General features: G+C 67.5%; 20 protein-coding genes. 13 read left to right on the forward strand and 7 right to left on the reverse strand.

What is annotated here, in order from left to right:
• Positions 1-28 precede the first annotated feature (28 nt).
• The 5 genes from rph to VFI59_01885 all read left to right on the forward strand — a co-directional run bounded on the left by rph (position 29) and on the right by VFI59_01885 (position 4052).
• Entirely contained in the window at positions 29-748 is a 720-nt protein-coding gene (rph, locus tag VFI59_01865; GenBank protein ID HET6712445.1) for a ribonuclease PH, read from the forward strand.
• 9 nt (positions 749-757) lie between these two features.
• A complete protein-coding gene (gene rdgB / locus VFI59_01870; protein HET6712446.1) occupies positions 758-1363 on the forward strand; it encodes an RdgB/HAM1 family non-canonical purine NTP pyrophosphatase in 606 nt (201 codons plus the stop codon).
• A 64-nt stretch (positions 1364-1427) separates the two neighbouring features.
• Entirely contained in the window at positions 1428-2600 is a 1173-nt protein-coding gene (locus VFI59_01875; protein HET6712447.1) for an ATP-binding protein, read from the forward strand.
• Positions 2601-2754: 154 nt separating this feature from the next.
• Positions 2755-3624 (forward strand): AAA family ATPase, encoded by an 870-nt coding sequence (locus VFI59_01880; protein HET6712448.1) that lies wholly within the window; start codon positions 2755-2757, stop codon positions 3622-3624.
• Between the two features lie 152 nt (positions 3625-3776).
• Positions 3777-4052: a hypothetical protein gene (locus VFI59_01885; protein HET6712449.1), complete on the forward strand. Its 276-nt coding sequence runs from the start codon at positions 3777-3779 to the stop codon at positions 4050-4052.
• Positions 4053-4109: 57 nt separating this feature from the next.
• Here VFI59_01885 and VFI59_01890 read toward each other — a convergent pair whose 3' ends face one another.
• Positions 4110-4514, reverse strand: coding sequence for a nitroreductase family deazaflavin-dependent oxidoreductase (locus VFI59_01890; GenBank protein ID HET6712450.1), 405 nt, complete (start codon positions 4512-4514; stop codon positions 4110-4112).
• A gap of 113 nt (positions 4515-4627) precedes the next feature.
• On the reverse strand, positions 4628-5146 hold the full coding sequence (locus tag VFI59_01895) for a hypothetical protein (GenBank protein HET6712451.1): 519 nt from the start codon (positions 5144-5146) through the stop codon (positions 4628-4630).
• A 1101-nt stretch (positions 5147-6247) separates the two neighbouring features.
• Between VFI59_01895 and VFI59_01900 the strand changes: the two genes are divergently transcribed.
• On the forward strand, positions 6248-6628 hold the full coding sequence (locus VFI59_01900) for a hypothetical protein (GenBank protein HET6712452.1): 381 nt from the start codon (positions 6248-6250) through the stop codon (positions 6626-6628).
• 293 nt (positions 6629-6921) lie between these two features.
• Positions 6922-7224: a hypothetical protein gene (locus tag VFI59_01905; protein ID HET6712453.1), complete on the forward strand. Its 303-nt coding sequence runs from the start codon at positions 6922-6924 to the stop codon at positions 7222-7224.
• A 278-nt stretch (positions 7225-7502) separates the two neighbouring features.
• Here VFI59_01905 and VFI59_01910 read toward each other — a convergent pair whose 3' ends face one another.
• A complete protein-coding gene (locus VFI59_01910) occupies positions 7503-8882 on the reverse strand; it encodes a serine hydrolase domain-containing protein (protein HET6712454.1) in 1380 nt (459 codons plus the stop codon).
• Positions 8883-8988: 106 nt separating this feature from the next.
• Here VFI59_01910 and VFI59_01915 point away from each other — a divergent pair, with 106 nt between their 5' ends.
• Positions 8989-9579: a TetR family transcriptional regulator gene (locus tag VFI59_01915; protein HET6712455.1), complete on the forward strand. Its 591-nt coding sequence runs from the start codon at positions 8989-8991 to the stop codon at positions 9577-9579.
• Positions 9580-9695: 116 nt separating this feature from the next.
• The gene (locus VFI59_01920) at positions 9696-12752 is read left to right on the forward strand and encodes an adenylate/guanylate cyclase domain-containing protein (protein HET6712456.1); all 3057 of its coding nucleotides are present in this window, start codon (positions 9696-9698) and stop codon (positions 12750-12752) included.
• Positions 12753-14334: 1582 nt separating this feature from the next.
• On the opposite strand, the gene VFI59_01925 is transcribed toward VFI59_01920, so the two are convergent.
• Positions 14335-14688 (reverse strand): hypothetical protein, encoded by a 354-nt coding sequence (locus VFI59_01925; GenBank protein ID HET6712457.1) that lies wholly within the window; start codon positions 14686-14688, stop codon positions 14335-14337.
• Between the two features lies 1 nt (position 14689).
• Here VFI59_01925 and VFI59_01930 point away from each other — a divergent pair, with 1 nt between their 5' ends.
• Entirely contained in the window at positions 14690-15295 is a 606-nt protein-coding gene (locus VFI59_01930; GenBank protein ID HET6712458.1) for a hypothetical protein, read from the forward strand.
• Between the two features lie 297 nt (positions 15296-15592).
• Here VFI59_01930 and VFI59_01935 read toward each other — a convergent pair whose 3' ends face one another.
• Positions 15593-16156 (reverse strand): hypothetical protein, encoded by a 564-nt coding sequence (locus tag VFI59_01935; protein ID HET6712459.1) that lies wholly within the window; start codon positions 16154-16156, stop codon positions 15593-15595.
• A 704-nt stretch (positions 16157-16860) separates the two neighbouring features.
• Between VFI59_01935 and VFI59_01940 the strand changes: the two genes are divergently transcribed.
• Both VFI59_01940 and VFI59_01945 read left to right on the forward strand, forming a co-directional pair.
• Entirely contained in the window at positions 16861-17106 is a 246-nt protein-coding gene (locus tag VFI59_01940; protein ID HET6712460.1) for a hypothetical protein, read from the forward strand.
• 87 nt (positions 17107-17193) lie between these two features.
• Positions 17194-17793, forward strand: a complete 600-nt coding sequence (locus VFI59_01945) for a hypothetical protein (GenBank protein HET6712461.1) — start codon at positions 17194-17196, stop codon at positions 17791-17793.
• Between the two features lie 235 nt (positions 17794-18028).
• On the opposite strand, the gene VFI59_01950 is transcribed toward VFI59_01945, so the two are convergent.
• Together VFI59_01950 and VFI59_01955 are read right to left on the reverse strand one after the other, a co-directional pair.
• Positions 18029-18745, reverse strand: coding sequence for a hypothetical protein (locus VFI59_01950; GenBank protein ID HET6712462.1), 717 nt, complete (start codon positions 18743-18745; stop codon positions 18029-18031).
• Positions 18746-19241: 496 nt separating this feature from the next.
• Complete coding sequence (locus VFI59_01955; protein ID HET6712463.1) at positions 19242-20744, reverse strand: PLP-dependent aminotransferase family protein; 1503 nt, start codon at positions 20742-20744, stop codon at positions 19242-19244.
• An 85-nt stretch (positions 20745-20829) separates the two neighbouring features.
• Between VFI59_01955 and VFI59_01960 the strand changes: the two genes are divergently transcribed.
• On the forward strand, positions 20830-21666 hold the full coding sequence (locus VFI59_01960; GenBank protein ID HET6712464.1) for an MBL fold metallo-hydrolase: 837 nt from the start codon (positions 20830-20832) through the stop codon (positions 21664-21666).
• Positions 21667-22110 lie beyond the last annotated feature (444 nt).

A 22110-nucleotide genomic window follows, 5' to 3' on the forward strand; every position in this document is an offset into this window, starting at 1 on the left:
CCGTGATGACGACGACGGAGATCGCGCCCTGACGCGCCCGGACGGCCGGGCGGCCGGCGAACTGCGCCCCGTGACCTGGGAGCTCGGGTTTCAGGAGTGGGCGGCGGGATCGGTGCTGTTCTCGATGGGGAGGACCAGGGTCCTCGTCGCGGCGAGCGTCTCCGACGACGCCCCTCGCTGGCTGAAGGGCACCGGGCGCGGGTGGGTGACGGGCGAGTACTCGATGCTGCCCGCCTCGACCTCCGAGCGGTCGGGCCGCGAGGTGAACCGGGGCCGACCCGGCGGGCGCACCCAAGAGATCCAGCGACTGATCGGGCGGTCGCTCCGCAGCGTCATCGACCTCTCGCGCCTCGGCGAGCGCACGATCACGATCGATTGTGACGTGCTGCAGGCCGATGCGGGAACCCGGACGGCGTCGATCACCGGGGGCTACATCGCGCTCGCGATCGCCCTGCGGGGCCTCGAGGCCGAGGGCAAGGTTCCGGGCGACCTGCTCGCCGGCAGCGTCGCGGCGGTGAGCGTCGGCATCGTCGAAGGCGAGCCTCGGCTCGACCTGTGCTACGAGGAAGACGCCGGCGCCGAGGTGGACTTCAACGTGGTGATGACCGGCAGCGGCGAGTTCGTCGAGGTGCAGGGCACGGCCGAGGGCACGCCGTTCTCGCGCGCCGACCTCGGTTCGATGCTCGACCTGGCCGCGGCCGGCGTGGCCCGGCTCACCGAGCTGCAGCACCAGGTGCTCACCGGCTGAGGCTCGACGATGGCCTTCCCGGATCGACTCGCGATCGCGTCGCGCAACGCCCACAAGCTGCGCGAACTCGGCCGCATCTGCGCGGACTGGCCCGTCGAGTGGGTCACGGTCGAGAACCACGACCCGTCCGCCTTCCCCGACGTCGACGAGACCGGCCAGACGTACGCCGAGAACGCTCTGCTGAAAGCCACCGAGGTCGCCGCGGCGCTCGGCGTCCCCGCGATCGCCGACGACTCGGGCATCGAGGTCGACGCGCTCGGCGGCGGCCCCGGCCATCGCTCGGCCCGCTACGCCGGGGAGCAGGCGACGGACGAACAGAACCTCGATGCGCTCCTGCGAGCGGTGCGGGGGGTGCCCTCCGGCGGCCGCACCGCCAGGTACCGATGCATCGCGTCGATCGCGTGGCCCGACGGGCGTTCCCTCCATGCCGAGGGCGTGTGCGAGGGCGAGCTCGTCTCGAAGCGGCGAGGGGTGCGCGGGTTCGGCTACGACCCGATCTTCGTGCCGGCCGGCTGGGACGAGACGATGGCCGAACTGACCGACGCACAGAAGGACCGCATCAGCCACCGGGGCCGGGCGTTCCGCGCCCTCGCGGAGTTGCTCGCCGAGGTCTGAGGCCGCAACCGCAGGGAGCCGTACCCGACTCAAGGTACCAACCTCGTCTGTCGAGGCTTCTGACGTGGAACAGACGACCGCCGCTCGGGCGTCGGTGGACCGTCGCGTGCTCCGCAGCACGCGAGGGTTCTTCGACGGCAAGTCGCCGCTGCTCGTCGCCGTGCTCGGGCTGGCCTTCATCGCGGTGGTGAGCGTGCTCGACTACCTCACCGGTCCCCAGCTCTCGCTGTCGCTCCTCTACCTCATGCCGATCGGGCTCGTGACGTGGAACCTCGGCCGCCGCTGGGGTGCGGTCGCCGTCGTGATCTCGACGGTCGCCGCCCTCGTGAGCGATGTGCTGTCGTCGCCCTCGACGACCACCACCGACCCAGTGCCCTACTGGAACGGCATCGTGCGGTTCGCCGTCTTCCTCGCGACCGCGATGCTCCTCGACACGCTGCGCTCGATCATCGACTCGCAGTGGAGCCTGGTCGAGGAGGAGACAGGACGTTCGAGCGACCTGCGCGAGATGAACGACGTCAAGGACACCCTGCTGCACGCCGTCTCGCACGACCTCAAGGGACCGCTCGCCGGGATCCTCGGGGCGATGCAGACGATCCGTCGCGACGACGAGCTGCACCTCACCGCCGACGAGCGCGAGGCCCTGTACGAGGTGATCGAGCACAGCGGCCGCAAGATGAACCGTCTGATCGACGACCTGCTCGATCTCGACCGCATCGACCGCGGGAGGGTCCACCCGCAGCGCCGTCCATCCGATGTGGGCGAGCTCGCCCGCCGGGTCGTGTCCGACACGGCGCAGCTCGCCGACCATCCCGTGCGCGTGCGGGCCGACGCCGTCATGGTCGAGGTGGATCCCGGCAAGGTCGAGCGGGTGATCGAGAACCTGCTGGTGAACGCTGCCCGCTACACGCCGCCGGGCACCGCGGTGCTCGTGCAGATCACGGCCCGTCCCGACGGCATCGACCTCGTGGTCGAGGACGACGGCCCCGGTATCCCCGACGAGCTCAAGGACGTGCTCTTCGAGCCGTTCCGCCAGGGCGAGGACTCGAGCGGGCGCGGCATGGGCATCGGCCTCTCGCTCGTGCAGCGGTTCGCCGAGCTGCACGGCGGCTCAGCCAGGATCGAGGACGCCGCGACCGGCGGGGCACGGTTCGTGGTCGAGCTGCCGGGCGAGGTCACGCCGCTCGGGAAGGCGACCGACGGCGTGGTCGCGGAGCCGCAGCTCCACGCCGTCTGACTCACGGCGTCCGGGCGACCGCAACTGCTGCCGATACGTCGAGGATGGTGATCGACGCGCGGCGACCGTCCGACCGGAGCCGAAGCGCGCAGAGAACCTCCAGCGCCTTCACGCGAAGGTTCAGGCGCTCGCCTACGCGGGACCCGACGGCGACGTGCGACGCACCGACGACGATCTCGTCCAGTTGTCCTACCGCATCGCGGAGCGTCAGCTGGCGGACCAGGTGCGAGCGGCTCTCGGAGACTGGCAAGGACTGGCGTCCGCACATCTCAACGTCGCGCCCGAGGACATCGCGTCACTCCAGGAGGAGCTCCGTGGGCCGTACGAGATGCCGCTCCTGCTGCTGCTCGGACAGCAACTCGCGGAGCACCCCTCGGTCGAGTTCGGAGGGGCGAACCCGAAGGCGGCCGCCGAGTGGCAGCGCGTGGACATCGGAGGCGTGACGGAGCGCATCCCGAGTTCGATGACGGTCTACTGGGATGCGGGCATGGTCGCGAGCGCACCGCTCCTGTTCGCGACCTGGCGCAACACCGGTGCCCGGGTGCTCGTCGTCAGGTCGGCGCCGGCGGACACCGAGGTCGCGCAGGGCTATCTCGACAGCCTGATCGCGGACGCACGAGGTCCTGATGGTCCCTACCGTGGACGATTGTTGAGGGCATCGTGGACCGGCCCCAGCGTCGGGTTCGAGGTCCTTCCCGACCCGACCGAACGACGCGACCATCTCATGCTGCCGAGCGAGATCTGGACTTCGCTCGACATGAACGTCCACCGCATGTTCGCGCGCATGGATGTGTTCCGGTCCGCGGGCCTTGGATCCAACCGCGGCCTGCTGTTGGCCGGACCTCCGGGCACGGGCAGGACGGCCGCCTGCCGGATCTTGGCGGCCGAGCTCCTCGGCACCGCCACGCCCATCTTCGTCGAATCGAAGGTGGGCGAGTACGTGCTCCACCAGTTGTACGAGGAGCTGTCAGGGCTCGGGCCCGCCCTGGTGTTGCTGGAGGATCTCGACCTCCTCGCTGGCTGACGCGACGAGCAGACCCAGCGGAGTGCCCTGTTCGACTTCCTCACGGTCCTCGACGGGCTCATGACGCAGCACCACGAGGTCGTGACCGTCGCGACGACGAACGATCCTCGGCGATCGATGCGGCGGTTCGGCGCGCGGCACGATTCGACCAGGTGGTGTCGTTCCCACTCCCGGATGCCGACGGGAGGGCGCGGATCCTCGGCGTGTACCTCGATGCGATCGAGCACCATGTCGACACGGCTCTCGTGGCCGACGCGACCGAGGGGATGAGTGGGGCCGACCTCCGTGAGCTGGTCAGGAGCGGACTCCTCGGGGTGGAAGGGATCATCGCTACCGAGGATCTGCTCGCCCAGATCCCGGACCCCGATCGCGACCCGGAACCGCCACCACCTGCGTCGCCGGTCCGCTCCGGCGGCCGCTACCTCTGACGGCTGTCCAGAAGGTCTCTCATCGTTCGAGCCTCTTTCACGGACTGCCTGGGTGCCTTATCGTCGTGGAGTGAGGATGAGCACCGGGATCGTCCTCGCGGTCTTCCCTTCGTACTCGGCGAACGCGGGGTTCGCCGACGTGATCAACTCCCACAGGCGAGCCCGCTCCTGCTCGTCGGCCGGTCGCGCGGTCACCGCGAGCTCGTCGGTGCCCACCTCGATCGTCGCGTCCGGATGGGCGAGCAGGTTGTGGTACCAGTCCGGGTTCGTGGGGGCTCCCCCCTTCGAGGCAACGACCACGTAGTCGTCGCCGTCGCGGAAGTAGGCGAGTGGATTCGTGCGGGCGCTGCCTGTCTTCGCTCCGCGATGCGTAAGCAGCAGCAGCGGCTGGCGCGCGAACGAGGCGACCTTGCCGCGGTTCGATCGGAACTCGTCGATCACCTTGGCGTTCCAGTCAGACATCGTGGTTCTCCCTCGGGTCGCTGCTCGCCTCAACACGGAACCCGCACCGGTTATGCCGCTATCAGGTGGATGGTTCGGCGGTCGAACGGGGGCGGTGACGGTCAACGTCGTCGTCAGCGGGTTGACCGCGCCATCTGACCTCGCACCACGACCCAGACGGTGACGACACCCCATAGCATTGCCGCAAGAGCCCACCCAATCGACACGGCTGATGCCGCTGATTCCTCGAGAACCGAGCCCATGCCGACCGCGAAGGAGGATGCTCCTGCGAGGAATGCGCCCAATCGCCAGCCCCGACCCGGAAGAGTGGCTGCGGCGGTGACGAGGACCACCATGAACGCGACGGCCGCCATCACCCACCAGTGCGCGTTGTGGTGGGGGTCGGCGGTCGGAGGGAACGTGCTCCGCTGCATCACCGCCTGATCGACGCCGTACCACGCGGCCGGGACGGCCGCGACCGCAGCGAGCACCAAGAACCGGGGTCTCGCGTCCCCAGATCCCCAGTCGCCCCAGGGGAGTGCCAGAAGGGATGCCACGATCGACGGGATCACGAGGGCCAGGAACACTGGGTCGATCCAGCCGGCCTGGCCGCCGTAGTTGTCGGGATCTCCGACGAGGGGAAGGGTTGCCACTACGCCGATCATGGCTGCGAGAACCTGATACGCGAATCCCGAACGCTCTGGCCGGGCAATTAGCGCGACCAGCCCCGACCCCCCGATCGCGAGAACAGAGAGAGCGCCCGCGACGTGAACCGCTTCACCCGGGTGGGCTGCCCCGAACCGGGCAGCGGCCGACGGAGGAGGATCATCCGGCGACCCTTCGGCCCCCGCCTGGATGATGTCCATGGCTTCTGCCGCCACGACCGAGAAGAAGAAGGTGAACAGGATCAAGCCCAGGGCAGCAGCGATTCGGATTCCTACCTTCCGACCTCGTGTGAAGCCGTGCTCCGATCCCGTCATCGACCTTCCACCTCCCGAGTAGCCGTGGAGCCAGCGAGGCCGCAGTCTATGCGGCCGCTACGGGGAAGAAGTGGAACACGGTGACGGAGTAGCACAGAGTCAACGTGGTCGTGCTCTCCCTCACAGTCCCCACTCGTATCCCCACACCCTCAACAACACGAATGGCGTGGCGAGGAACAGAACGCCAGCAACGATCTTGTTCCTGAGGGCGGTTCGTACCCTGCCCTCGCGCCCTGATGACGAGCGGATTGACCATTACACCGAGCCACGCACCGACTACCGCCCCGAGGGCGAACCAGAGAACGAGTGTCTCACCCCAATCCTCTGGGTCTGTTGGGTCGCTGACGAGGGTGCCGACGATGGTGCTGATGATCCAGGCGATGGTGGCAACGCAACCACCGCGACCACGGCCCAACGAGGGCGACAGCCACGAGGACCAGCAACAGGATCGCAAGCTCCATGTTCCGCAGCATGCCCGGCAGGGACCGGCGACCGAAAGGGATGCGACACGACTCCCATGCAACCGCCATGCCTCGGCATACAGGCGCGTGGCACAGGAGGCATATACGGTCAGATCAACGTCGTCGTGCTCGCGGGCACCATCTCCGCCGACCCGGTCCAGCGCCGGATGCCGTCGGGTGACGAGGTGGGCGTTGTCGAGAACGGCAGGTGCTAGCGTCATCGCATGTCCGGACAGCGCGCATCGATACCCCGCTCACTTTGAGGGGAGGTGCCATGCCAGGTCACGGCGCACGTGGCGGTTCAGAGCCGATCGTGTATATCGACCATTCCCGGATCCGCGAGGACTCGATCGACGAGCTCAAAGCCGGGGTCCAACGGCTCGTGGATTTCATCGACGCCCGCGAGCCTCAGCTGATCGCGTACGGCTTCTACATCGACGAAGACGCAGCGAGGATGACCGTCGTGGCAGTCCATCCCGATTCGGCATCGCTGGAGCGCCACATGGACATCGGCAGCGCGGAGTTCCGCAAGCTGGCGCACTTGGTCACGTTGACCGCGATTGAATGTTATGGGCGGCCGAGCGAGAGAGCGCTCGAGCAGCTGCGACACAAGGCCGCCACACTTGGAGACGGCGGGGCGATAGTGTCGATCGAACGATTTACGGGGTTCACGCACCTCGCGTCTGTCACTTGAGCGCCCTTGGTCCTGTCTCCTTGACGGGACATGCTTGCCAGGGGTACTCCCATGGCGTTCGTCATCCTGCTTGCACTTGGTATCTCCAGCCTCGTGCTCACGATCCGGAGTTACAGGACAGCACCTGGGGGCGGGTGACGGAGGCGGGAAGACGGCCCGATTCGCTAGTCGACTTGGCCGCCTGAAGTCGAGCGAAACCGTCACCAACTGCCACCGCAGAGTGAACGTCGTGGTGACGGCGAGGCCGTTCACACGAGGCAGCTCAGAGGCATGATTGCTGTATGAGGATCTCGATGGGCGTGTGCGCGGTGTTTGTGACGGCAGCGCTTTCGGGATGCACCGACAGTGACGTGGTCCCTTCCGTTCCCCAGCCTGCCCTCTACACGGTCGAGTCGAACGCGTACATGGACGCCCTGGCGAGCGGCACGCTGCGGGAGCGACACGGCTGCCTCTTCCTGGATTCCGGCGTCGGGGCCTCGCGGCTCTTCATCCTCCCCGCGGGAATGGGGTTCGAACTCACGTCCGATGGTGTCCTAACGCGGAACGGACAGACCGTTGCCCGGGTCGGTTCGCCGATCGAGGCGGGTGGGGGATAGTCCGAGGCGTGCATCACGTCGCGTGCCTGGCTCGCTTCGCCTGAAGTCCGATCGTTGAGTGAGGTTCCCACCGCAGGAACGGTCACCATGCCCGACGTTCGGGGGCTGGACATCGTTGACCCAGGCACCGAGGTTGCCTTGACCGTGACGGCGAGACCGCACTCGATGCCCACCCCGTCGGGGTAGCGCGAGGTAACACAGGGTCAACGTGGTGGTGACAACGAGTACCGAGGCACGGAGCTCGCTGGAACCGAGCCGGGGTCATCCCGCTCTCGGTGTCAGCGGACACGTGTGGCGTACCGCCCGCCCACGTGCATCCCTTCGATCAGTCCTGCCTGATCCCTTCCGAAGTAGCCGCGCATGCCCTTCGCCGGACCGTCGGTGACGATGTATCTGTCGCCTTCACCGGGCAGCATGCCGATCGGGTACGGAGGGTCGTACTGCTCCTCCTCGCCGAGCTGCTCCAAGACCTCCGGGCGGATCGTCGCCTCCATCACCAACCCGCCGTCTTCGATCCGCAGGTCAAGGATCGACGCGATCGTTTCGTACCGTCCCGCGTAGGGGGCGAGCTGTTCGTCATCGAGCCTGATCGGGTCGGGATCGTGTACCTCGATGCCGAGGTAGTGCTCTAATGCCCACCGCAGGATCTGCTCGTTGAACTCCGATCCGTTCGGTCCGCAGTTCGTGAGGCTCGTGAGCGCGAACCTGCGCTCGGGGACCATCTCGAAGATTGAATGTTGCCCCGTCGTGTCACCCCCGTGCGCGACGACGCGGAGCCCTTCCACGTCGCGGAGCAACCAGCTGATCCCGACGGCGTCGCCGAGCGCGTTCCCCGGACACTCGACGGTCGGTTGCTGCATCCGCTTGAGCATCGCTTCCGACAGCACACGCAGGCCGCCCTTCGCGGTGCCGTCGCCCATGTGGAATCGCGCCCACGTCAGCTGATCGGCGACCGTCGACACCGCGCCGCCCATCGGGTTCCCGTACCGACCCAACTCCCACGGCCTCGTGACCTCGATCGAGCCGTCCGCATTCTGCTTGTGCCCCTGCGCGAACCGATACGTCATGATCTCCTTCGCGAAGTAGTAGCTGCGGTCCATGCCGAGCGGCTCGAACACGAGCTCGCGGATCACCTCCTCGTAGATCTTGCCGGTGATGTGCTCGAGTGCCTTGCCGGCGACGGCCAGCGACGCGTTGTTGTACGAGACGGTCGAACCGAGGGGCGTCACCTGCTCGATCGTCGCCATGCGGGCGACGTAGCGGTCCAGGGCGTCGTCGCCCTCGCCGGTGTTCTCGAACAGGTCACCATCCCACCCGGCGGTGTGGTTCAGGAGCTGCAACAGCGTCACGTCACGCGCCACCTGCTCATCCTTGAGTGTCAGCTCGGGTACGTAGGTCCGCGCTGGAGCGTCCAGCTCCATCTCGCCACGCTCGACCAGCTGCAGGATCGCCGTGCCCGTGTAGGTTTTGCCGGTGGAGCCGTTCTGGAAGAGCGTCTTCTCGTCGACGGTCAACGGGTCTTCGACGCTCGTCACGCCGTGGAACGCCGCGTGATCCTCGTCGCCGATCACGACGCCAACACCGACGCCGGGTACCTGGAGCTCGTCGGCGAGTGCCGACACCTGTGCTCGGAGTTCCGCTTCGGTCGTCGTGGCCATCGTCGGCATCCCCTCCGTGTCGGAGCGAGTTCCCAGTGACTCGGATACCGATGAGAATCTGACATACCCACTGGTATGTCAAGTCCCCGTCGCGTACGATCGAGCGATGGCCACGGCCCTTTCCCGAGCAGAGCGGAAGCTCCAGACGCGTGCCGCCGTCATCGACGCAGCAGCCGCGCTCTTCGCGAAGCAGGGGATAGAGGCGACATCGCTCGACCGCATCGCGGGCACGATCGGGCTCACGAAGGGAGCCGTGTATTCCACGTTCGCGAGCAAGGAGGAGCTGATCGACGCCGTGGCGGAGTCCCGGTCGGTGCTCATCGACCCCGATCCGCTCTTCCGGGCGGATCTCCCGCTTCGCGAAGGGCTTCGATCGATCGCGGAAGCGTTCCTGACGCTCCGACCCAAACTAACGCGCGAGATCCTCTGCCTCGAGCTCGAGATGTTTCTCTACGCGGACCGACATCCACGATGGGGTCGCGCCGAGTTGCGGGCCTTGCGCGAGGCCCGGCGCGAGGAGGCCGATCGGCTGGAAGCCGCCGCTGCCGAGCGAGGCGAGCGCCTCCCCATGCCCGCCGAGGACTTCTTCGTGGCACTGGAGGCGCTCCTCATCGGGATCGCCCGGGAACAGTTCCGAGATCCCGCCGTGCTCTCCGACTCGACGATCGAGAGTCTGATCGTGGGGCTCGCAGGCTGATCGAGCGTCTCCGCATCCGGCGACGACGGCGAGCTCTCCGCGCTGATCGACCTCGTGGGCACACGCGCCGCTACGCCGGTGATGCGTCGAGGCGACCGCCTGCGCCATGATGGGGCGTGCCCGCTCTCAGCGACCTGCCGACAGGAACCGTCACGTTCCTGTTCACCGACATCGAGGGGAGTACGCGGCTCGTCCAGGGCTTGGGTGACGCGTACCCGCCGTTGCTCGAGCAGCATCACGACATCGTGCGGTCCACGGTCGAGGCGAACGACGGCCTGGTCGTCAGCACGGAGGGCGACTCGTTCTTCGCCGTCTTTCCGGCCGCGCCCGCGGCCCTGCGCGCCGCGGTCGAGGCGCAGCTCGCGCTCGAGCGGCATGCGTGGTCCGACGACGCACGGATCCGCGTGCGCATGGGGCTCCACACGTGCGAGGGACGGATCGGCGCAGGGTCCTACGTGGGGGTCGACGTGCACCGCGGCGCGAGGATCGGCGCGGCCGGTCACGGTGGCCAGGTGCTCGTCTCGGCCAGCACCGCGCAGCTCGCCGAACGCGACCTGCCTTCCGAGGTGTCGCTGATCGATCTCGGCGAGCACCGGCTCAAGGACCTGCTGCAGCCGGAACACATCTTCCAGGCGCAGCATCCGGCGCTCGCGGTCGACTTCCCGCCCCTCAAGACCCTGAACGACCGCCCGAACAACCTGCCGACGCAGACCTCCGAACTCGTGGGGCGAGATCGGGAGCTCCGCGAGCTCCGTGACCTGCTCGCCGACCCGGGCGTGCGGCTGCTGACCCTGATCGGGCCAGGGGGCATCGGCAAGACGAGGCTGGCGGTGCAGGTCGGCGCGGAGCAGGCCGACCTCGCACCCGACGGCGTCTTCTTCGTCGATCTCTCACCGGTGACCGACGCCGATGCGGCGTTCGATGCCGTCGCTCGGGCGGTCGGTGCGTCCGGCACCGGCGGGCCGCTCGACCTCCTGCGTGAGCATCTTGCGTCGCGGCGCGTGCTCCTGGTGCTCGACAACCTCGAGCAGGTGATCGACGCAGCGGGTGGCATCGCCGAGCTGCTGCGATCGAGCCCGGGTCTTCGCGTACTCGTCACGAGCCGGGAGGCGCTGCGGATCCGAGGCGAGCGCCTCCTCGCCGTGCCGCCGCTGACGCTCCCCGACGATGTCGCGTCGCCGGAGTCCGTCGCGCGCTCGGAGGCGGGGAGACTCTTCGTCGAGCGGGCACGTGACGCCCGTCCGGGGTTCGAGCTCGCCGACGACGATGCCGAGGAAGTGGCAGAGATCTGCGTTCGGCTCGACGGGCTCCCTCTCGCGATCGAGCTGGCAGCCGCGCGGATCGGGCTGTTCTCGCCGGGCGAGCTGCGGGATCGGCTTCGCGAGCACGCCGGCGTCCTCGGCGGCGACACCCGCGACCTCCCTGAGCGGCAGCAGACCCTGCGGAGCACGATCGAGTGGAGCGAGCGCCTCCTGGACGAGGAGGAGCGCTCGACGTTCCGGCTGTTCTCGGTCTTCGCGTCCGCTCGCATCGATGCGGTGGAGGCGGTGGCCGCGCGGCTGAACGGACACTCCGGAGCGGACGTGCTCCCGCGATTGGCGTCGCTCGTCGACAAGAGCCTCATCCGAAGCCTCGACGAGGACGGTCACCGCCGGCTCGCGATGCTCGAGACGATCCGTGACTACGCCGCCGAGCGGCTCGACGAGCTGCCGGAGCAGCGCGATGCTGCCATGCGTGCGCACGCGGAGCACTTCGCTGAGGTGGCGCACGAACGGCGGGAGCGGCTCACCGGTCGGGAGCGTGCGGAGGTCCTCGCCGAGCTGGAAGCCGACCTCGGCAACCTGCGCGCTGCGTGGCGCTACTGGGTACAGGCCCGCGACCTCGGACGACTCGATGCCATGCTCGATGCGCTGTGGGCGCTGCACGACGACCGCGGCTGGTACCACGGGGCGATCGCGCTCTCGAACGACCTGCTCTCCGTGCTCTCGACAGCGCCGCTGACGATGGAGCGCACCGCCCAGGAGATCACGGTGCGGACGAGCCTCGCTCGCGGCCTCATGGCGATCCGCGGCTATACGCAGGAGGTCGAGGACATCTACGCGGACGTGCTCGCCCAGCTGGGGGAGACGGGAGAGCCCTCGGACGCGGTGCCGCTGCTTCGGAGCCTCGCCAGCCTCTCTTTGTATCGCGGTGACTTCGACAAAGGGATCGGGATCGGGCGGCGGCTCCTCGAGCTCGCCGAGCGACAGCAGGACCTCGCGCTCCAAGCGGAGGGGCATCTTCGCGTCGGCACGAATCTTGTGTCGCTGGGGCACGTCGACGAGGGGCTCGAGCACCTTGATCGTGCGATCGGACTGTTCGACCCCCAGCGGCAGGCTTCGGGTCGGCTGCGCCTGGGCGCGAACCCCGGGATCGTGCCGTACACCACGTCGGCGTTCGTGCTCTGGTCGATCGGGCACCCCGCGCGAGCGATGGAGCGTGGTGCGGGTGCCCTGCGCGTCGCAGCGGAGCTGCGTCACCCGTACAGCGCCGCGTACGCGCTCTTCCACGTGGCGTTCCTCGACATGTGGCGCAGTGACTGGTCGAGCGTGCACGAGCGAGCGTCGCAGGTACGCGAGATCGCCGAGGAGCACGACTACCAAGTGTGGAGGGCGCTCGCCCTCATCTTCCTCGGCGTGTCGGAAACGGCGCTGGGGCGTCCTGCCGAGGGGATGACTCTCAGCGATCAGGGGATCGCTCGCTACCAGGACCTGACGACGCCGCCGGTCTTCTGGCCGATGCTGCTCGCGGTGCGTGCACGGGGATTCGGGATGGCCGGTCGGCCCGAGGAAGGTCTCGAACCGGTCGACCAGGCGATCGAGCTGATGCGAGGTCTCGACAACGTCCTGTTCCCCCAGCTGCCGCTGGTCAAGGGCGACCTGCTCTTGGCCTCTTCGGATGCCGACGACGCTCGAGACTCGTTCCGCAACGCCTTCGAGTCGGCGGAGGTAGCCGGGGCCCGCATGTGGCAGCTCCGCGCCGCCACACGGCTCGCGGAACTGCGTTCAGCCTCGGGCGAGCCAGCGGACGAAGAGCGCGCCGCGCTCCGGACGGTCTACGAGACGTTCGCGGAGGAGCCCGACACGGCTGACCTCGCCGACGCACGCATCGCCCTGGGTGACTCCGGGCGCTGACGGGACGAGAGCTCGTGAACCTCATTCGCCTCGCTCGAGAGCCGCAGAACGAGGGCTCCGCAGGTCACAGAGGCTGCGAGAGGGGGGAGTCGAACCCTCACGCCCTTTCGGGCACCGGGACCTCAAGGCGGTGCCGCCACGCACGAGATCCGGCTCTGCGTGTGGTCCTGTGTCATCCGGTGTCGTCCCGTGCCCGCGCAGGTCGTCCTGTCGTGAGCAAGCTGTGAGCAAGAAGGCGCCTTCGGCGAACGCCGCTGGTTGGATGCGGCTGTCAGCGTCCGACGGTGCCTTTGCCCTATGGAGGCCCAGGCGGGAGTCGTCGAGCGCAGTTTCGCTTCCTACTTCGCGAACCGGAGTATCCATCTCCCGGTCGGTGGCGCTCTCCGAGAGGAGCCGGGGGCGCTCGCTCGGACGGGTGGGTGATCCGCTACATCTTCGGCAGCGAGAACCGAGGAACCCTTTCTTGAGTTCTACGCGCCCCACCGGATGACCGACGATCGCAGGGTCCGGATCTACGGATCAAGCGAGATGAGGTCGCTGGTGACGCGGATGCGGAGCGTGCCAGGTCCAACCGAAGCCTCAAGATCAGCACAGGAGCAAGCGGGGGCGGCGACTAGGTGCAAGAGCAGCGGGAGGAAGACCAGGCGGGTAAGCGCAGCCGCAGCGACATGACACTCCGAGTGCCTGCGGTGTGGGCGCGAAGGAAGGACGTGCGAACGACCCGCATGCGACCACCATGTCTTCCGCGCCAGGTGGAAGGTGTTCGTCGCGACCTCGTAACGGCGCTGTCACATGCGACGGCCCGATCCACACACACATCCGCCTGCACCGACTTCACGCATGAGACCTAGGTGTGAAGACCCTGCCATGGCGAAGCTGTAGCGCGGGGATTGTGGTTGGGTCGCACCTCTTCCAACTCGCGTCGTTCGTCGGGCACGCTGCTACGCATGTCTCTGCACGAGCTCACGTGGATCCTCGATGTTCAAGGGATGGTCCGCACCCCTCGCTGCTGTCGAGCAGTTCGATACGTAGTCTCGGCGGCGACGCTGGGGATGGTGGTCGTGACCCTTGTCGTCTCGGCACCAACCGCGAGAGCGGTGGAAAACACCTGTCGAGCCACGAACTTGACCCAGGACACGCCGGGCCTCTCGAACCTGCAAGCCGCGATCAACGCGGCCCACACCGGTGATCGGATTTCTATCGATGGTGTCTGCGTCGGCAGCTTCGTGTTCGATAGGAACCTCACCCTCCTTGGCCGCCAGACCCCGGACAGGGCGACGCCCGTCCTGCACGGTCAAGGCAGTTCGGACCGTGTCGTTGACGTGGTGGCCCGGGTGACGCTCACGAACCTGGCGGTCACGGGCGGTGCGAACACGACCTGGGATCCGGATGTTGGCGATTCCCAGGCTGGAGGCGGGATCCGCGTTGGGGAAGGTGGCGCCCTCACCCTGAACCGCTCCGTCGTCCGTGGGAACAGGGCAAGGTCTGAAGGCGGCGGGATCGCGAACTATGGCAGGCTCATCCTGAACGGTTCGTCCTCCGTGCACCGGAATGAAGCGGAAACCGGGGGCGGGATCGTGAACTACGGCACTCTCATCATGAACGGCTCGTCCTCGGTGCGCGGGAACAGCGTCACCGGGTGGGGCGGCGGGATCGTGAACCACGGCTCCATCGTCATGAACGGCTCGTGCTCGGTTCGTGAGAACACGGCGTACGAGGGCGGGGGAATCTTCCTCGAGACCCCGCGCCACAGCACTGACCCCGCGGTCACGATGAACGACTCGTCCTCGGTGGGCGGAAACCACGCGATGAACGATGGCGGCGGGATCTTCTTCCGTGCGGGCACCGTAATGCTGAACGACTCGTCCTCGGTGAGGGGGAACGACGCGGTGAACGCAGGCGGCGGGATCTCCAACGACTTGTGGGCTTCGCTCATCATGGACGACTCGTCCTCCGTGACCGGCAACACTGCCGATGCGGGTGGCGGGATCTGGAACCTGGGCACGCTCACGATGAGCGACTCGGCCTCGGTGAGCGGGAACACCGCCGATTCGGGTGGCGGGATCCTGAACAACATCGAGGCCACCATCAGCCAGAGCGGCTCGTCCACCGTGAGCGGGAACCAGGGGGGCGAGATCCATCAGATCGAGGATCCTCGCGAGGGCATGTCGGGGGAGGGGTTCGCGGCGATGGCGAAGCTGATCCTGGTCGCCATCGCTGCGGGCGCGCTCATCGCGCGGCCGTGGGTGCGGGCGACTTCCTTGGCCGTCATCACCGGATTCATGGGCATCGTGGTCGCCGGGGATCTGTTCGGACATCTGGCCACTGAGCCCGAGGACTGGGGTTGGACGGTCGCTTGGGGGTGGTTCTTCGGGGTCATGGCCGGTGTGCTAGTAGCGATGGCGGTCTGCCGGTTCAGGAGTAAGGCGTGGCCCTCGGGAGACACTGCGGCAGCCTTCGTGTTCTCTGCTCTTCTCCTCTCTGTCGTGTTGGCCCTCCCCGCGATCGTGCTGTACTCGAATCTCATTGGTCGATTGCTCTAGTCCAGGGCAGTTCCCCAGCTGGAGCCGTCACCCGGATTGGAACCACCCGACGCCACAGCACTGACTGTGGATCGGGATGGTCGAACCGAACGTTCCAATGACTTCCTCGATGGCGACTTAGCTTCGAACCCGAGCGATACCGGCGACTGCTCCGGCTCAGGGAAGCCCTCGCGCTCGGCGACGAGTTGGCTGACGCGCTGGTGGGTGACGCCCAGGATCGGGGCGATGTCGATGACGCGCAGGTAGCCCTGCTCGACTGGGCGGGGATCTCGTCTGACTCCGGCACGCTTGTTGGTTCTACGGGGCGGCGACCTCCACGAGGTCGCCGCGCCGATCGATTTCGAGGAACGTCACACCTTCAGGAAGGGACGTGCCGGTGATCCGTGCGGGGTTCGATCTGCGTCGATCGGCCGTCCAGTCAAGAACCCCCGTCGTGCAGAGCTGCGCCTGACCGTCTTCGGTCAAGTTCGCATATTTGAACTCGAACGTTCCCTCGGCGGAACCGAATCCCACGGTCCCGGCGAAGTGCCAGGTTACGTCGGACGGCTCTCCTGGCTGCTGCGGGCGCGAGTCGTACTGGAACTCGCCGCCTTCGCCGAGGCGTAGCTTCATCCCTCTTGCGCCGATCCCTGCATACGTACCGGTCGATCCGTCCTCACAGGTCACCGTGAAGAAGACGGTGAACCCCAGGAGGAAGCGTCGCCCGCTGTCACGTTTCAAGATCGCCAGACGAACGGTCTGGGTGTCGGAGGTTTCACCGCGGTATGTGATGATCTGGCCCGCCGACGCTGAACCGACGAGCGTGACGACGAGCATCGCGGTCACAGTGAGCACGAGAGCGCATCGAGCGAGGTTCTTCATCCGTTCCTCCGGTTCCGTTGGTGGGCAACCATCCTGGGGTCGTAGGGCACGGTGGTCAAGGCGGCAGCCTGGATTGGTCGAGACACGCAGCGACTCCCGAGAGGTCGGCGCTGCTGGCTTACCGCCGACGCGGCGTGATCGAGTGGTGCGGGCAGGACGCGCTCCTCTGCCGTCGGGCGAAGTCCCCTCCGGAAATTCCCGACGGGAGCGGGTTTGGGGCTTGCTGCGCGTCCTGCCCGACTATCCGCGAAGATGCGCCCCGCGCACCGGGAGCGCATCCGTTGTTCGCCGTATATCTCAAGCGAGTCGTGCACGACCTCACGCATCAGTGGCCCGCCGGCCTCGAGCTCGTCCAACAGGTCGCACCAGTCGGCCATCACGGGGATCGGGGCGCAGGCGTTCACGTTCCTCGGCGCGTGCCTCGTCGGTGCACCGGAGGTGGCGTAGGAGTTAGGCGCGGAGGAGCGGTGGCAGGTGAACGCTACGCTTGGTCCGTGGCCCTCACGCTGTCCGTAGAAGGTGAGCCTCCCGAGCATCCCGGCCCGGGGCGGTTCGCGGACCGTTCGTCGCCCAAGGCCGGCCCACTCTTCAAGGTGGCCACCGACATCATCGCGGCCTCCCCCGATACCTTCCCCATCCGCCACGGGGTCGGAATCGTTGTCACATCCCCCGGTTCCCTTCCCACGAGGGTTGGATTCGGACCCGTGGACGCGATGATCGAGGTGCTGGTGGACGCTGGCATCCTGGCCGACCTTCTTCTCGTGGGATCTGAGCGTTGCTTGATCGACCCGACCTCCAAGGGTTACTCCATCACGCTGGAGCCCGGGCCCCCCGTCGACTTCACGCCCGAACAGGTCGAACAGTTCATGGCCGAAGTCGCCGAACACCTCGCCGCCGAGGGCATCGAGGTCATCGAGCTTCCTGACGAGGAGACGAACGACTCGACCTGAGCGCGCATCAGCTACCGCGCGTGGCGGGACCCTCGCCCGCGTTGAAGCACAGGGCTAGCATGGCGTTGCCCGCAGAGAGGAGCCGCTATGCGGCGTCACGACGTCCTCATCGCGATCTTCATTGCTGCAGCCATCATTTCGAGCGAGGGAAGATCGGTGGGCATGGAAGGTCGCGCCACCGGACGGAGCTCGATGCACAATCGACTGGCCGACGGTGGTGCCAGGATGACCACGATCAGCGACCCCGAGGATGTCGAGGATGCCTGCGATACGGGCGCTGACTGTCCCATCGATATCAAGGCGGTTTCCAGACGTAGCTTCACGACCGCCACAGGTCGAAGGATGCTCGCCTTCAGCGTTCGTGCCTACGAGCTATACGGCGGGCTCAACTTCGTCATGAACATCAAGCTTCGTCTCGACACCAGCGCCGGCCCGCGCTCGGACGCCCATATCTTCATGGCAGTCGATGAACTTTGGGGAAATATCGGGTGGGCGTGCGGGCGGCACTACAAAGCGGGACAGGTCACTCACAAGTACCCGATCAAAGAACGAGGCGATCGACTGACGTGCTTCGTTCCCAGACGCGAGCTGCGCCCGACGAAGCGGATCAGGTTTCAGGCGCTCTCCCATGGCTGGGGGGGCCTCGTCGTCGATCGTGCACCGGACGACGGTTGGGGCGGAGGCTGAGCGGACCCGTCAATCTGCGCCAGCCACGGGCGGGCCTGCGGTGTCAGACACATGAGGAAGCTGCCGGACGAACCGCTCGGAGTCCACCCAGCTGACGAAGGCGCTGGCGAGGTGGAGTCGCTGAGCAGTGGGCAGCCGAGCTGCATGCGCTTGGGGAGCCGGGCGAGCCCTACGGTGATTCGGCGTGGCGACCCCGCGTCCTGACACACACCCCCTCCCGGAGGAACGAGGGGGGTTACGCCTGGTCGGGCGCCACGTCGGGCAATACGACGGTGGGGCCGGTGCCCTCGGGCACGGTGGGGTCCGTCGTCCGTGCCGATCCGTTCCCCTGGCCGGCGTCGTCTAACCCTTCGATCGATGCCGCCAGGTTCCCGAGAACGTCGAGGAAGACGCTGCACTGGCGCCGGAGCTCTCGAATCATGTCGGTGCGGCGGGACTCCGATTCGGCGGCCCGTCGCTCGGCTTCCTCTCGGGCCCGCTGGGCGGCCAGGGTCGCTGCGGCCAGCGCCTCGTCGGAATCCCTCCTCACGCGGTAGGCCTCGCTCCTGGCGTGATCCACGATCTGCTGTGCTTCGGCTTCGGCCTCGCCTCGGATCGTCTGGATGTCCTTGTCCACGGTCGTGAGCAACTCCGTCACGCGGTCGGAAACTTGCTCGTAGATGTCGACGTCCCGCGACGGCTGCGACATCGCCGAGGCGACACCCGCGTCTCGCTCGTGCAGGAGCGTGGCTCGCTCCCGGAGGGCTGCGTCTCGCTCCCGCTTCGCCTGCTCCAACTCGTACCGTAGCTGTCGCATCTGATGCTCGACGGTTCGCAGACGATCGTTCAGTCGGTCGACATGGTCGAGCACCTGCTTCTGCTTGAACCCGCGTTTCGCCGTCTTGAACCTCGGCGCGGGGATGGCATCGGGCAAGGCCGAACACATCGTGGCATCGGCGTGGGGGGTGTCCATCGTTCCTGCTCCAGGGGGGATCGGGGAATCGCGGACCTGGCAGGAACGTAGCCCAGGCCAACATGTTTCGCCATAGACCAATGGTCGCAATCCTCAGGCACGGGGCCTTGGCCTGCGCCGTGGATCACCCAGAACTTCACGATGGGCTCGCGGACCTCCCATGTGCCGGCCGACCCCTCGGCGTGACCAGCACGTCCCCAGGGCCGATCGTGAGGGTGCGCCCATCGCAGCAACCGCCAACGGACCGACCTAAGTCATCCACGGTCCGACGACCGCGACGCCTACGCATCGTACGTCACGGCAACCGGCATCGCCGCCACTCCGCCACGCCAGGCAACCGAGGCGCCTACTTGCTGAGCCGCCCCGATGGGGACGTGACCGAGTTCCTCACGGTCAGCTTCTGGGACTCCCTCGAATCGCTGCGCGGTTTCGCCGGCGGCGGTGGGCGCGTCCGCCCGAGAGAGATGACGTTGCCGGCGTAGCGTCGTGGTCTGTCTCAGGTGTGGTTCTGGCGCTGGACGGCTTCGGCGAGTGTGCGAATGCCCCGGCGGATCTGCTGCTCACCGACGTTGCCGAAGCCGAGCACGAGAGCGGGCGGGCGCGGGTCCGGTTCAGCTTCCGTGTCTGCGGCCACGAACCGGTAGCGGTCGAGTCCGTTGACCCCGACACCCATCGTCGCCGCGGTCGCCACGACGGCGCGCTCGGATGTCCCGTCGGGGAGGCGCAGCAGGGCGTGACAGCCGGCCGCCAGCCCCTGCAACCGACCCTGCCCGAAAGCGAGTTCGGCCTCGGCTGCCAGCACGTCCCTGCGTGCGCGGTAGATCTCCCGCACGCGTCGCAAGTGACTGTCGAAACGGCCTGTCTCCATGAGCAGCGCCAGCGCTTCCTGGTCCAGGCCGGGAGCGCCGCGACTGCTGAGCCGCTTCTCCTCGACGATCCAATCCACGAACCGTGCTGGCGCGAGCACCCAGCCCAGCCGGATCGCCGGCGCGAGCGTCTTGCTGACCGATCCCAGGGCGATCACGCGGTCCGGGTTGAGGCCCTGAAGTGAACCGACCGGCTGACGGTCGTACCGGAAATCGGCATCGTAATCGTCCTCGAGGATCACCCCGTCGACCTCGTCGGCCCAGGCAACCAGGTCGCGTCGCCGCGACGGGCCGAGTGCCACACCGGTGGGGCATTGGTGGGCAGGTGTTGACAGCACCGCTCGTGCTCCGGTTTCGCGCAGGCGATCCACGTCGAGGCCATGGTCGTCGACGGGAACCGGCACCGCGTCCAGGCCGGCGCGGCGGGCGATGACGTCGTGCTCGCGGGGGCCGGGGTCCTCCAGCGCGATGCGCCCGATGCCGTGCTGTGCCAGCGTCGCCAGGGCGAAAGCCAGTCCCTGCCGGAAGCCAGAAACGACGATGGCGTCCTCGGCGACCGCGCAGCCCGACCGAACGCGACGGTGGTAGGCGGTGACAACCTCTCGCAGATGCCTCGAACCGGCCGGGTCCTCGTCACCCAACTCGGCGGTCGGAAGGGTCCGCGTCGCCTCCGACACCGCCCGACTCCAGGCCGTCAACGGCACCGAGCCGAGATCGGGGATGCCGTACTCGAAGTCGGCCACGGCCGGCCGGGATGACAAGGGCGAGGCAAGGACGGCGCCGGGCCCTGGCCGGGCCGGCCCGCTGGTCGGCATCGCGGCCACCCTCGTCCCGGAGCCGACCGCCGACTCGACGTACCCCTCGGCCAGCAACTGCTCGTAGACATCGACCACCGTGCCGCGTGAGACGCCGAGCAGCTCGGCCAGGCGTCGAGTCGACGGCAAGCGTTCCCCGGCACCGAGCCGTCGATCGCGGATCGCCGCCCGCAACTGGTCCTGGATCTGGAGCCCGAGCTGACCAGCGTCGCGGTCCAGCGCCACTAGAAGGTCGGGGCCACCGCGTGCCCAGTCCACCGTCATGCCACCAGGATGCCAAATGGTCCACTCATCAGCACAGCCGGTGGACCTTCGCATTGGACCGCGTCAGCGTCAGACTCGAAGTCATGACCCCCGAAGTCCTCCTGACGAGCGGTCGCGAGCCACAGGCGGGAGGTGCCCCATGCTGACGCAGGTCGCCGAAGGTGTGCTGGTCCACCAGAGCGAGCTACTCGAGAACAACGCCGTAGTCGTACGAGGCCGAGCCGGCGTCTTGCTCATCGACCCCGGGCTCCGAGGCTCCGAGATGGCCTGCCTCGCGGACGACCTTCGCGAGTTGGGCCAGACCGTCGTGGCAGGCTTCTCGACGCATCCTGATTGGGATCACGTGCTCTGGCATGCCGAGCTCGGCGAAGCACCCCGGTACGGCACAGCACGCTGCGCAGCCCAGATGCGAGATCTGCTGTCGAACGCGGACTGGAAGGCCCGCGTCGCCGAGGGACTACCGCCAGAGATCGCCGAGGACGTGCCGCTGGAACTGTTCGGCCTCATCACCGGTCTGCCCGCCGGAACCGCGCAGGTCCCCTGGGATGGCCCCAACGTCCGGATCATCGAGCATCCGGCGCATGCACCGGGCCACGCGGCGTTGTTCGTCGAAGAACGCGGGGTCCTCGTCGCCGGCGACATGCTCTCCGATGTCTTGATCCCGATGCTCGACGACTTCGACAGCTCCGATGACCCGATGGAGGACTACCTCACGGGGCTGCGGCTGTTGGAGGGCGTGGCGGACGACGTTGATGTCCTCATCCCGGGTCACGGGTCCGTCGGCGGAGCCGATCAGGTACGCGCACGGATCGAACAGGACCGTGCATACGTGCTCGCCCTGCGCGACGGCCATGGTCCCGACGACCCGCGGATCGGCCCATCGGTCAAGCCCGGCTGGGAGTGGGTCGGCGATCTGCACGACGGGCAAGCCCAGAGCCTCGCCGAAAAGAACGAACGCGACGCGACGCCCGGCTAGCGATCCGCTTGTCTTCACGGAAACATCCCATCACTGTTCGAATGGACCTGCTTCAACGCCATGTATGACAGCGAAGCGGTCGGTGCCCTCGGCGATGACGCAGCGCTCCGGGATCGGCTCGCCAGCGAGGTCCTCGAGATGCGCTCGACCATTCGCACCTCGAACCAGCCGCCCGCGCCGTGAATGACCTCACCGTCCTCGGCTATGGGTTCACCATCGGACCCCAAGAGCGTGCGGTCGGCCCATCCCAGGCCCTCTTCCCACACCGGAATGGCACGTCGACCATTCGCGCTGACGCAGATGCATCCGTCGGTTTCGACGAGCACCCCCTGCACACGATCCTGGCAGGTACCGGGCCGTCCGGGTTCCACGTCGGGAAGAAGACCCCGGACTCGACCTCGGCGCCGCTTCCACACGCGACCAAGAAGAGCATGGCCACCAGAA

This window comes from Actinomycetota bacterium, from assembly GCA_035697485.1.
Classification (GTDB): Bacteria; Actinomycetota; UBA4738; order UBA4738; family HRBIN12; genus JAOUEA01.